Consider the following 12,029-nt stretch of genomic DNA (forward strand, 5'->3'; position numbering starts at 1 on the left):
CTTATAACGATTGATTGATCAATGTTGCTTGTTCATTACCCTTATAATAGCCTTTTTTCGAATACGTATTTCCAGAACTCTTTACCGTAGTCGTAATGGCTTTCAAGATCGTTTCTTGAAATTGAAGAGCTGTTTTCGTCAACATTAGATTCGTTTCTTGCAAATGTTTGATCTCCGCTAAAGGAGCTCTTAAAGCTTCATCAGCAAATGAGTCTGGAGATAACGTTTCTAGTTGTTCTAAAAAGACTTGTTTTTCAGAAACGATTTCTACCACTTTTTCTGCATCATTTTCAATCAAAGCTTTTTTTTCACTTTTTAGCAATTCAATAAAATCGGACAACAGAGGTAAGATTTTATTTTCTTGACTCATTATTCTATGCCCTCACGTTGTTGACTCATTTCATCTACCATTTTGTCAGCGATTTTTTCAGGTGAAACTTCATATGTTCCATTCATTACAGCTTGCTTGATTGCTTGTACTCTTTCGCTGAATGCGGCATTATTATTGACTTTAGCAACTTGTTTAGCAGCATCTGAGATTTCTACTTTTACAGCCTCTTCACTTACGGTTGCTTGAGGTTTGATGTTTTTATTTTCAGTCGTTTCTTTATTGTAGCGGAGAGAATTATTCACATATTGGTTGTATCCATTATTGATTTTCATGTCTCCAGCTCCTTTCTATCTTGTCCATTAAGTTAATTTATTTAGTCGATTCGTGTCTTTTATGACTTTCAAAGACTATATCGGACAGTTCCTTTAAATATTAACCCACTTTCTAATATTTATAAATGAAATCTTTTGTGAATTAAAAATGAATCGCTTCATTCTGGATAATAAAGACACATTTCTACTCTCTGTTTCTAGTTGCGTTCCATTTTTAAAGCTGTTTTCTTCATAACGGCACGCAAAATATATTTGCGTGCCAGTTTTTGTTGGTATCTACTAAAATCGGAACGTAAATATATTTTGCGTGCCGATTTCAGGTTTATTCAGGATAAAAAGGAACACAAACCATTCTTTGAAAATAGACAGCAAAAAAGGCTAAGACAATTGTCTTAACCTTTTCTTCGAATCTCTACTGTTATCTCAAATGTCTGATCCGTTGTTCTTTGCTTAAAATATTCGTGATACGGATACCGAAACTTTCGTTGATGACAACGACTTCGCCTTCAGCGATCAATTTTCCGTTCACATAGATCTCTAATGGCTCATCTGTCATTTTATCCAGTTCCACAACAGAACCTGTGCCTAATGACAAAATGTCCTTGATCGTTTTGCGACTTTCACCTAAAACGACACTGAAATCTAAGGGAACATCCATGATCAAGTCTAAGTTTTTCGTTGCTTTCTCAGAGTCTTTTGCGTTCAGCTCCAAGAATTGAGGTTTTGAGAACGACACTTTTTCAGCAGCTGGAGCAGGTGTTTCTTCAACGACCGGCTCTGGTGCAGGTGCAGAAACAGCTTCTTCTGTTTCTGCTGTACGTCCTTCCAATACTTCAGCCGTATCATTCATCACGATACTTTCAATCAATTTGACGGTATCCAACGTAAAGACTTGCATAATTTCACTATGTAAAATACCTTCTACATCTAAATCAAACGCAATTTGACAAACGGTTCCTGAGTTGTTGATCATGTCTTGATGAGCATCTAAATTGTTTTCATTTAACACCAACACGTCTGGCGGCAAGATGTCGATCATTCTTCCCAACATTGTTGCCATAGCCGTAGAAGCTGATCCAATCATTTGATTCATCGCTTCTTTGACCGCGCTCAATTCCAACTCCGTCAATTCTTCTGTTTGAACGTCTCCAGTTCCGCCCATCATTAAATCGGCGATCACAGCAGAATCGTTCACATCCATCATCAATAAATTCGTTCCTACAAGACCTTCTTTGAATTCCACAGTCGTCGCTACTTTTGGAGTAACAGACTCTTCAATGATTTTTTTGAATGTCGTTGTAGAAACACGTGGAGTAGTGATTTTCACTTGATGGTTCAAGTTTTTGGACAACGTCGTCGCTGCTTGAGACATGGATATATTCCCGACTTCACCAATGATATCTTCTTGATCTTTCGTCAGCGATTCAATTATTTCCTCTGCTGGAGCCGAGGAATTCCCATTCAACAACATATCGATTTCTTCTTGTGATAATGCTTCGCTCATTAGCTTGTTTCTCCTCCAATATTTTCTAGTACTTCAACTGCCAAGTGTTTCCCTTTCAATCCAGGCTTCACAAGGTAAGAAGGTAAGTTTTCAACCGACATGACTAAAGGTTGAGACGTTTTTCCGTCCAGTTGAATGATGTCTCCCACTTCTAATTGTAAAAAGTTGTCTAAAGTCATCTTTGTTTTTCCTAATAAGACTTCCGTATTTACATGAACAGCTTGCAAAGTTTGCTCTAATTGATCACTGTCCAAATGACTATTTTCTTTTTCTGTATGGAACCAATTTTTAAAACTCAGCTTATCTAAAATCTTTTCAAAGAAAATATAAGGGATACACAAGTTCATAAAGGATTGATTTCCCAACAAGGTCACAGTGAATGTTGTTAAAACAACTGGTTCATTGGGGGACATGCTTTGAAGCATTTGCGGGTTCGTCGCCATGGAATCTAATACTGTATCCAGCTCCATGATATCAGTCCAAGCAGCTTTGAAAGCTCTTTGGAAACTAGCAGAAACTTCTTCCAAAATAGCCAATTCGATTTCTGTAAAATCTTCTTTTCCTTGGAGTTCAGTCGTAGTGATGATATCTGAACTTCCGCACAGCAATTCAATCATCTGCAACGTAAACTGAGGATTCACTTCTACTACTTGAACACCTTCCAAAGGATTGGAGTGGAAAATATTCATCCATGTAAAACGAGGCACAGAATTTGTGAACTCTTCAAAACTGACCTGTTCAATTGAAGCCAATTGAAGATCAACATTGTTACGGACTTGATTAGACAGCGAGTTGCCGGCAATCTTAGCAAACTCTTCGAAGATCATCGTCAAAGTACTGATGTATTCTTTTGACAAACGAACTGGACGTCTGAAATCATAGGCTTTTATTTTCGGTTTTTCAGCTTCTTCTAATTCTTCTGAATCGATTTCTCCACTTTGTACGGCTGCCAATAAGGAGTCTATCTCTTGTTGTGATAAGACTTGTTTCACTATTCTCCCTCACTTTTAGGTAGTAAAGCATCCAAGTTGAGCATGCTGACGAGTTTCTCTTTTATCGAAATGACGCCCGCCACTTTTTCTTGCGCATTTTTATCCGCAAGTTCAATAGCTGATGGTTCTACTTGGGTAACTTCCTCCACATTATCAACCATTAAGGCGACTTTTCCTTTGTCGGTTGATAAAATGATGCTCCTATTGTAGCACAAATCTTTTTCTTCGCCATCGGGATACAATAATTGTTGGAAATTTATCAAAGTTAGCACTTCACCTCTTAAATTGATCAATCCTTGTACCCACTTTGGGGCATTTGGAACAGGCGTCCAAGCTAACTGTTGCGTGATTTCTTCCACATTTTTTGATTCTATCGCATAATAGTTATCTTTTATCGTAAACATCACAATCTGCATTTTTGTTCAACTCCAATTATTGAGTGACTTTATCTAACGCTTGGATAACACGGCCTGTATCAAATGGTTTTACAATAAAGTCCATTGCTCCGGCACGAATCGCGTCCATTACCATAGATTGTTGGCCCATTGCGCTGCACATAACTACTTTAGCACTTGGATCAAAAGCTTTGATTCCTTTTAATGCTTCTACGCCATCCATTTCCGGCATCGTAATGTCCATAGTGACGATATCAGGGTTTTCTGCTTTGTATTTTTCAATAGCGTCTGCCCCGTTCTCTGCTTCTGCTACAACTGAATAGCCGTTTTTCTCTAAAATATCCTTTAATTTCATACGCATGAATGCTGCGTCATCTACAATAAGTACACGTTTTGTCATTTGTTATTTCCCCTTTCAAACTCCTAATACACTAAATAATTTATCTAATACGCCTGGTGTTGGAACGAAGTATAACGCTGCTTCCATTCGCTCACCCATGTAATAAAATTCATTTTTTAAAATCAAGATCGTATCATCATATTGTCCACTTTCCATATAGACACTACTTACTATGGCGCCAAACATGTCCCGTGTCAACAACGGAATGGATGTCAATAAGTTAATATCCAACAGTTTTGTTACAGCGTTCAAAAATGAGTTTACTAAAATATTCGCTAACTCTTTCAAAGCTGAGTCAATCATCTCTGGATTTGTTTCACTGTTTTCCGGCAACATAATAGAAGCTAAATGCTTCATATCTTCTTCTAAACCTACCAATAAGAAGACTCCTTCTGCTTGTCCAAACATTTTTGTCAGAACCGCATCAATCATCGTATCTTCTGACATCACTTGTTCGAACATATCTTCATATGCCATGACCTCAATGGTTGGCACTGTCATATGCACCGGTTTGTTGATGAGTTGAGATAAACTGGTTGCAGCATTTCCTCCACCAATATTGATCACTTCTTTTAAAGCGTCTAGTTGGACTGTACTAAACTCTGATGGCATTTTGAACACCTTGACTTTCGTTGGCAATGGCTGTGACATCTAAGATCAAGACGATTTCTCCATTTCCCAAAATTGTGGCTCCTGAGTAACAGTTTACTTGAGACAACTCTTTTCCTAGATCTTTGATAACGATCTCTTGTTGCTTGATGATATCATCAATTTTCAATGCAAAACGATTTTCGCCAAGTTTCACAATGATCAAATAAGGTTCTGGATTATTTGTGTCTTCCATTCCTAATACTTCAGTTAAGCGAATAACCGGTGTAGCTCCGCCTGTGGTGTAGATTTCATTTTCATATGTTTGAATGATTTCACCGGGACCTGGACTGACAACTTTTTCAATAATTCCTCGTGGAATCGCAAAAGTACTGTTTCCTACTTTAATCAGCAATGAATCAATGATAGACAACGTTAATGGCAAATTGATTTTAAAGGTTGTTCCTTGGTTTACTGCACTGATGATTTCCACTGTTCCGCCTAATGAATGGATTTTCTGTTGAACAGCATCCATCCCAACTCCACGACCGGAAATTCCAGTCACTTCTTTAGCTGTAGAAAACCCTGGATGGAAAATCAAATGCTGCAATTCAATATCTGACAATCCAGTTGTCACAATACCTTTTCTTTCAGCACTCTCTTTGATAGCTTGAGGGTTCAACCCTTTCCCGTCATCACGCACTGTTAGTACGACTCGGTTGCCTTCTTGGTAAGCTGAAATATGAATCAATCCTGCTGGATCTTTCCCGATTTTCTGACGATCTTCAGGCATCTCGATTCCATGGTCTGCAGCATTACGAATCAAATGAATGAGAGGTTCTCCTAGTTCTGAAACAACTGTCCGGTCTAATTCGGTTTCTCCGCCCTCGATCACTAAATTGTATTTCTTACCTAAATCATTTCCAAGATCACGAATCATACGAGGAAAATTCGTCATTACTGTGCTGACTGGTTGAAGACGAATCTTCAATACCAAGTCTTGCAATTCAGTCGTGATCCGCGCAAATTGTTCCAACGGCTCATTCATCTCTTTGATTTCATTGTCTTGACTGATACTTTCTAAACGTGTTCGATAAATCAGCAACTCAGAAACAGCATTCAAAAAATCATCTAATTTCGTGATGTCTACTCGAACAGTTTGGTTGCCCTGTGTCGCTTTAGAAGCTGTTTTTTTGACGGTTTCTTTTTTAGCTTCTTCTACAGGAGCAGCTTTTGACTCAAGGACAACTTTTTCTTCGACCTCTTTTTCAGATACTACATCATTTTTGTCAAATGCTTTTACTAACACATCTTCAATTTCACTGTTGTTCAATGCAGCTTCTTTAATCGTTTCTTCGTCTGCTTGAGTCAATAAAACAACTTTAAATACGGAGCCAAAATCTTCTTTTTCTAATACCTCTGCATTCGGTTCAGAATGAAGCACTTCTCCTTGTTGATCTAATTTGCTCATCACAAGAAAGACACGGGCATTTTTCATACCGCTTGTTTCTTCAATTTTAATCGTAACAGTATATGCTTGGTAACCATCTGCAGCTGCGCTTTCGATTACGGCTACGTCTGATTCGTCAATAAAATGCAATTGCGAATTGAAATTATCATCACTATCCACAACTGTTTTTTCTTCCACAGAAGCGTCTTGTTCTCCTTCAGAGACAGCATTTAATCGAACGACTAAATCTGCCACATCTAAAACACCTTCTCCGCCTTGTCTTAAATCTTCTACGATGGCAGAAATAGAATCCAAACAACTAAAGATCAGTTCGATAGAACGTGAATCAGCTTTAATTGTTTTTTTCTTTAATAGATCAAATACGTTTTCCATTTTATGTGTTAATTGCGCTAATGAATCATATCCCATCGTGCCGGCCATACCTTTTAATGTATGAGCTGAACGAAACATATCATCAATAATTTCTTGGTTTTCTGGATCACTCTCAAGGTCTAATACACAGTCATTCAAACTTTGAATGTGTTCATCAGACTCTTCGAAAAACAACTCCAGGTATTTACTGTTATCATCCATTGCATTCCCTCCTTTAAATCTGATCGCTTTGGATATTTCGCTTTAAGTCTGTCAAACCAGCGACCTACGCATCCTTTTAGTTGAGTTCAGTCGCTAGACACTCGAGAAAATGACAAATTCAATTTAGGATAAAGAGCATCCTCATTTGAATTCCCTATTTTCTTGTCGTGTCTATCAAGCGACCTACGCATCCTTTTTTAGTTGAGCTGCGTTCGCTTGACTTTCGGAAAAAATCATTCTCTTTTTTGAGGATAAAGAGCATCCTCTAAAAAGAGAATAGATTTTCCCTTCAAGTCAAACCAGCGACCTACGCATCCTTTTGATATATAAAGGGTGTGAGTTTTTTTAGGTTGTATTGTGCTGGGTCGTAGATGGTTTCAGTGGCTCCTGCGAAGTAGAGTCCTCCTGGTACTAGAGCTTCACTGATCTTGCGATAGATTTCATTCTTAACGTCATTCTTGAAATAAATCATGACGTTTCGGCAAACGATGACGTGATAATTTTTTGGATAAGCATCCGATATCAGGTCATGTCTTTTAAATTCAACGGTACGTTTGATAGAGTTGTTTACGTGGTACTTGCCTTTTGTCTCTTGAAAATACTTGTCTCGCAAGTTGTATTCTAAATTCTTCAACTCATACTCATTATAGATCCCGTCTCGTCCTTTTTGCAGAATCGTTTCATCAATATCTGTAGCAAGGATTTTATTTTGCAGCTTAACATTGTGTTTAGCTAAAATCATCGCTATAGAATAAGCTTCTGCGCCTGTTGAACAAGCAGCACTCCAGATTTTTAAAGAAGGAAACTTTGGCAGCAGTTCATTGACCAGCTGATCTTCGAATTCTTCAAAAATATCTTTGTTACGGAAAAAATCCGTTACATTGATGGTGATATAGTCCAAGAATTTTTGTTTCGCTTCAGGATTCTTTTCAATGACTACTGCATATTCTTCTAATGATTCTGCACCAGCATTTTTCATACTCGTTGCGATACGTCGTTGCAATTGAGTCTCTTTATACCCATCTAAGTTCAATTTAAGATTTTTTGTTGTCCATTGATAAAAGAAATCATAGTTAAGTTCCATTAGCTCACCTTTATAATTTGATTTAGGATATCCGAAATTTCTTTCAATCCTATACATTGATCTACTACGCCGTTTTCCACAGCGTTCTTAGGCATCCCGTAAACGACTGATGTTTCTTCGTTTTGCGCTAAGGTATATCCCCCAACAGATTTAATATCATATAATCCTTTAGTTCCATCGTAACCCATTCCAGTCAGGACGACTCCTATGATATTTTGTTTGTATTCATCTTTGATCGACTCAAACAAAATATCAACAGCTGGACGAACACCGTGGATCTTAGGAGTGGATAACAACCGAATCGTTTGGTTTTCCACAACCATATGGTAATTGCCAGGAGCTACATACACTATTCCTTTTTCCACAGGTAAGCCATCCACAGCTTCAACCACTGTAACATTTGATTCAGTATTCATTCGTTGAGCAAATGAAGCCGTAAAACCAGCCGGCATGTGCTGAACGATAAAAACGGGGATCGATAAGTTCGCTGGAAACTTCGAAACTACTTGCATCAATGCTCTAGGTCCTCCCGTAGAAGCTCCGATAGCAATCGCTTTTACTTTTTCTGGAACAGTCTGTTCTGGAAAAATACTGTTTAAGACTGGTCTTTTTCTCTTCACCGGTGTACTTTTAATAGCCGTTCGGGCTTTTGCCTCTGCGGTCTTGAACAGTGCTTTAATGCGAACTTCCAGTTCTTTTTTGAACTCGTCGCTATTGGCTCTTAAATTTTCAGGTTTTCCTATAAAATCGTCCGCACCGCTTTCCAGTGCTTCGATAGTCATATCTTCCCCACCTTGAGAGCTCATCATCACGATACGAACCGAACTCATCTCTTTAATGAGTTTCAATGTTTCTAATCCGTTCAATCCAGGCATGTTGACATCCATCAAAATCAAATCAGGTTTTAATTGCTCCGACCTGCGTATGGTATCTCTACCGCTTCTGGAAGTTCCAATAACTTCCAAACCAACTATGTCGGAAATGATATCCGAAAAAACTTTTCGCATAAATGGCGAATCGTCGACTAGAAATATTTTTATACTCATTTTTCCATTCCTTTACCTTTCATAAAACACTAATATCACGATTCGCACTACGGACAGTTACCTTAAATTCTTCCAAGTCTACCATCATCGTTCTACCTGTATTTCCACCTGTTTGCTGACCCAATAAAGGAATATTCAGTTCGTTCAAACAATCAATGACAGCTTTGATATTCCGATCCCCGATGGACTCTCCATCTGATTGACTGGAGAATTGAAACATACTGGCTCCCCCAGCGATTTTCGCTACGAGTTTTTCGGTACGAGCCAACTGTTTGATCTCTTTCACCATTTGGGGAATAGCTAAGTCAGCAAATTTTTCAACTTTATAAGGTGGTTTAAATAATTTACTGTCTGGCAGCATGATATGGCTCAGACCGCCCACTTTAGTTTTAGGATCATAGACAGCGATCCCTACGCAAGAACCAAGAGCGATAGTGATCAATGAATCTGGGGGTGTCGCAATTTTATAATCGGATATTCTTACTTTTAATTCTTCTGACATTCACTATTCACCACTTTTTCATACGCAAAAGGTTGGGTTTACTCTTTTTCAGAAGAGCCTTCTTTTTCTTTTGCAAAGGTTTCTATGATAGATAACAATTCAGCTTCTCCATCAGCTGAAAATAGGTTGTCCACATCTATAACGGTAATAATACTTTCAGGAGTTCTGACAATCGCTCTGATGCTTCTGCCTTTATTTTCATTCGTATCAGATTGCAGTTCTTGATCACTAAAGTCTTGAACTGCAGTAACATCATCCACGATCAATCCGATTTTTTTGTTTTTCCACAAAGTTACGATCACTTTCGTCTGCTCCGTTTTTTGATACGTTTGATGGAATAATCGCTCGTTTAAATCAATCACTGGAAGGACTTCTTCGCTATAATCGATCACACCTTTAATATAATTCGAAGTATCTGGAATCAAGGTGATATCTTCCAACAACAAGATTCGTTCTGTAACATCAATATCAACGGCTGTTTTTTGATTGTTACACATAAAGATAATGTGCTTTTTCACTTTTACACCTGCTTTCTTAAGCGTATTACACTAAATTTCTCCAAGAGATAAGTTTTCCACATCTGGATAAACTTCATCGTCTTCATCTGCATGATCTGTTTCCTCATCATACAATTGGAATTGGTTAGCTGAATCGCTCAATTCACTTGCTACTCTCTCTAGATCCGTAATGTGCGAACTGAATTCTTGCATAGTCGCCAATATTTCTTCTGCATTAGCAGAAACTTCTTCTGTAGCTGCGGAATTTTCCTCAGCAGAAGCCGCTATGTTCTCAATAGAAGACACAACCGTTTCTTTTTTGACCACAATAACTTCATTTAGTCCCGCTACACTGCTGATGTCTTGCATCAATAGGTCCATTTTATCTGTAACTGTATTGGCTGCATCAATGGCTTGATCAATGAACGCTGTTTGCTTTTCACTGCCATCGTTCGTGTCTTGAACTTTTGTCACCATATCATTCGATTTCTTCTGAATGGTGGAAATGATTTGACTGATCTCTTTAGAGGATGATGCACTTTTTTCGGCCAATTTACGGACTTCATCTGCAACGACCGCAAAACCTCTTCCGGCTTCCCCTGCTCGAGCAGCCTCAATAGCTGCATTCAATGCCAATAGATTGGTTTGTTTTGAAATTTCTTGAATAGATTGCACAATCTTATCCACATTTTGAATTTCCATGTTCACGCCGTTGATATTTTTTTGCAATGTTTTCAACATTTCTACTGTAGCTTGCCAATTCTCATACACAAAGAACAATTTTTCACTGCTGTTCATATTAGCTTCAGCGGTAACTTCAGTGTTCGTTTGCATTTGACCTAAACTCGCTTCTATTTGATTGAATACATCTACCAATTCGCCCATTTGTTCAGCCGTATGAGTTGTGTCTTGAGTTTGAGTTCCTGTTGCTTCTGCAACTCCCATGATCGTTTCAGAAACTTCTTCTGTTGCTGAAGTCGTTTGTCTTGCGATCTCTGTCATGGTTTCTGTCATGTCTGCCAGTTGGATGCTCTCTTCTTTCATTCTTCCTACTGTCTCATTGAAGCGACGTGCCATTTCATTAAAGTGGTGTGCAAGCTGCCCAAATTCATTTCCGTCTTCACTCACTGACGTAGATTGAATCGTTTTTTTCTTTTTCAACCATTTACTCTCAAATTTAAACGCTAAGTCATCTGAAGTCATCCGAGTGGACAAGTCTCCATTTTTTAACTTATCAAATGCCTGAACAAATGATGCCGTGATTCGAGTAAGATATCCTGAAACAAATAAGGCTAATAAAACAGCTATCAGAGTACCAACAACTACTATGAATACAATAACTTTATTGTTCATCGCTAGTTCTGGTGCCATTTCTGCTTTTTCAGCGATCGTATAAATCGTCAACCCTAAAGCAGGTACTTTTTGATAATAAGCGTCAACTTTTTCGTTGCGCTCATTGTCCACAAATCCGTTTTCTTCGTAAGCAGTTGTAAACATAGGATCGTTTACAATTGATGAATCGACTTCTGATGCTTTTTGTGACATAAAGACTGTTCCATTTTTATCAGCAATAAAGAAATAGCCGGTATTTCCAATATTCAGATCATTGACCATGTTATTGATGTTACTCAATAACAAGTCAAAAGCCAGAACACCTACCAATTCTCCACCTTGATAAACGGCTTTTGAAGCTGTGATGATTTGTTCAGAGTCAACTGTATTTGTATAAGGAGTGCTCCAATATACTTTCCCTTTCGCACCTAATGCGCCTGTATACCATTCTCTATTTGTAGGGTCATAATTTTCATATACTCCAGTTGTAGTAGCAATAATTTCTTTTTCTATTGGAGCATATAAAGCTGTTCCAATATTGCTGCTGGTCGTCTGTAAAATATTCAGATTGTTCCAGATCTCTGAACGCACTGAATCATCTTCTGCAATTTGCCAAAAAGCTTCTTCTTTAGCTAACAAATCCAAGCTGTTTTCCATGGATCTAGCCGTATCTTGCAATTGATTTGCCAGGATAGTGGTCATATCTTTTTCGCTGGTTTCAATACGGTCAGCTAATAGCTTCGTTGAATTATCTGCAGATAATGTTAATGCGACTACGACAGGAGCTGCTACTAATAGTACGATTAACAGAATAATAGGGTATTTAATACTTTTTTTTCGGTTCGTTTTCGAGACATCTCGCTTTTTCCATCGAATATCCTTTGCTTTCTCAATTACCGTTTTCACTATATCTTTGAACTTGTCTGCCATCATTGTGTCTCCTTCAACTGTAAATTCTCTACATCTAAAAACTCTCCTTCAA

The 12,029-nt window shown here is 38.1% G+C and carries 13 protein-coding genes; all 13 read right to left on the reverse strand.

Annotated features, from left to right (window positions below; all coding sequences use genetic code 11):
- Position 1 precedes the first annotated feature (1 nt).
- Entirely contained in the window at positions 2-370 is a 369-nt protein-coding gene (locus LMF32_RS03055; RefSeq protein WP_230523821.1) for a flagellar protein FlgN, read from the reverse strand.
- A complete protein-coding gene (gene flgM / locus LMF32_RS03060) occupies positions 370-663 on the reverse strand; it encodes a flagellar biosynthesis anti-sigma factor FlgM (RefSeq protein WP_230523822.1) in 294 nt (97 codons plus the stop codon). The genes LMF32_RS03055 and flgM overlap by 1 nt, the downstream gene beginning before the upstream one ends.
- A 418-nt stretch (positions 664-1,081) precedes the next feature.
- Positions 1,082-2,167: a flagellar motor switch phosphatase FliY gene (gene fliY, locus LMF32_RS03065; RefSeq protein ID WP_230523823.1), complete on the reverse strand. Its 1,086-nt coding sequence runs from the start codon at positions 2,165-2,167 to the stop codon at positions 1,082-1,084.
- Complete coding sequence (gene fliM / locus LMF32_RS03070; RefSeq protein ID WP_230523824.1) at positions 2,167-3,159, reverse strand: flagellar motor switch protein FliM; 993 nt, start codon at positions 3,157-3,159, stop codon at positions 2,167-2,169. Before fliM ends, fliY begins: the two co-directional genes overlap by 1 nt.
- Positions 3,159-3,575, reverse strand: coding sequence for a chemotaxis protein CheW (locus tag LMF32_RS03075; RefSeq protein WP_230523825.1), 417 nt, complete (start codon positions 3,573-3,575; stop codon positions 3,159-3,161). Before LMF32_RS03075 ends, fliM begins: the two co-directional genes overlap by 1 nt.
- A gap of 16 nt (positions 3,576-3,591) precedes the next feature.
- Positions 3,592-3,954: a response regulator gene (locus tag LMF32_RS03080; RefSeq protein WP_230523826.1), complete on the reverse strand. Its 363-nt coding sequence runs from the start codon at positions 3,952-3,954 to the stop codon at positions 3,592-3,594.
- 15 nt (positions 3,955-3,969) lie between these two features.
- Entirely contained in the window at positions 3,970-4,566 is a 597-nt protein-coding gene (locus LMF32_RS03085) for a chemotaxis protein CheC (protein ID WP_230523827.1), read from the reverse strand.
- Positions 4,550-6,586: a chemotaxis protein CheA gene (locus LMF32_RS03090; protein ID WP_230523828.1), complete on the reverse strand. Its 2,037-nt coding sequence runs from the start codon at positions 6,584-6,586 to the stop codon at positions 4,550-4,552. The genes LMF32_RS03085 and LMF32_RS03090 overlap by 17 nt, the downstream gene beginning before the upstream one ends.
- Positions 6,587-6,893: 307 nt before the next feature.
- Positions 6,894-7,670, reverse strand: a complete 777-nt coding sequence (locus LMF32_RS03095) for a protein-glutamate O-methyltransferase CheR (protein WP_230523829.1) — start codon at positions 7,668-7,670, stop codon at positions 6,894-6,896.
- A complete protein-coding gene (locus LMF32_RS03100) occupies positions 7,670-8,716 on the reverse strand; it encodes a chemotaxis response regulator protein-glutamate methylesterase (RefSeq protein WP_230523830.1) in 1,047 nt (348 codons plus the stop codon). Before LMF32_RS03100 ends, LMF32_RS03095 begins: the two co-directional genes overlap by 1 nt.
- A gap of 19 nt (positions 8,717-8,735) precedes the next feature.
- Positions 8,736-9,218, reverse strand: coding sequence for a chemotaxis protein CheD (locus LMF32_RS03105; protein WP_092479036.1), 483 nt, complete (start codon positions 9,216-9,218; stop codon positions 8,736-8,738).
- 38 nt (positions 9,219-9,256) lie between these two features.
- Positions 9,257-9,736, reverse strand: a complete 480-nt coding sequence (locus LMF32_RS03110) for a chemotaxis protein CheW (protein ID WP_092479034.1) — start codon at positions 9,734-9,736, stop codon at positions 9,257-9,259.
- A 30-nt stretch (positions 9,737-9,766) separates the two neighbouring features.
- On the reverse strand, positions 9,767-11,977 hold the full coding sequence (locus LMF32_RS03115) for a methyl-accepting chemotaxis protein (protein ID WP_230523831.1): 2,211 nt from the start codon (positions 11,975-11,977) through the stop codon (positions 9,767-9,769).
- Positions 11,978-12,029: the final 52 nt, after the last annotated feature.

Origin of the sequence: Desemzia sp. C1 (assembly GCF_020882875.1) — a bacterium.
GTDB classification, from domain to species: Bacteria; Bacillota; Bacilli; order Lactobacillales; family Carnobacteriaceae; genus Desemzia; species Desemzia incerta.

Bases quoted from the DNA above. Each gene is read 5' to 3' on its own strand.
- LMF32_RS03055 (WP_230523821.1), bottom strand. From the start codon at position 370: ATGAGTCAAGAAAATAAAATCTTACCTCTGTTGTCCGATTTTATTGAA.
- flgM (WP_230523822.1), bottom strand. From the start codon at position 663: ATGAAAATCAATAATGGATACAACCAATATGTGAATAATTCTCTCCGC.
- fliY (WP_230523823.1), bottom strand. From the start codon at position 2,167: ATGAGCGAAGCATTATCACAAGAAGAAATCGATATGTTGTTGAATGGG.
- LMF32_RS03075 (WP_230523825.1), bottom strand. From the start codon at position 3,575: ATGCAGATTGTGATGTTTACGATAAAAGATAACTATTATGCGATAGAA.
- LMF32_RS03080 (WP_230523826.1), bottom strand. From the start codon at position 3,954: ATGACAAAACGTGTACTTATTGTAGATGACGCAGCATTCATGCGTATG.
- LMF32_RS03085 (WP_230523827.1), bottom strand. From the start codon at position 4,566: ATGCCATCAGAGTTTAGTACAGTCCAACTAGACGCTTTAAAAGAAGTG.
- LMF32_RS03090 (WP_230523828.1), bottom strand. From the start codon at position 6,586: ATGGATGATAACAGTAAATACCTGGAGTTGTTTTTCGAAGAGTCTGAT.
- LMF32_RS03095 (WP_230523829.1), bottom strand. From the start codon at position 7,670: ATGGAACTTAACTATGATTTCTTTTATCAATGGACAACAAAAAATCTT.
- LMF32_RS03100 (WP_230523830.1), bottom strand. From the start codon at position 8,716: ATGAGTATAAAAATATTTCTAGTCGACGATTCGCCATTTATGCGAAAA.
- LMF32_RS03105 (WP_092479036.1), bottom strand. From the start codon at position 9,218: ATGTCAGAAGAATTAAAAGTAAGAATATCCGATTATAAAATTGCGACA.
- LMF32_RS03115 (WP_230523831.1), bottom strand. From the start codon at position 11,977: ATGGCAGACAAGTTCAAAGATATAGTGAAAACGGTAATTGAGAAAGCA.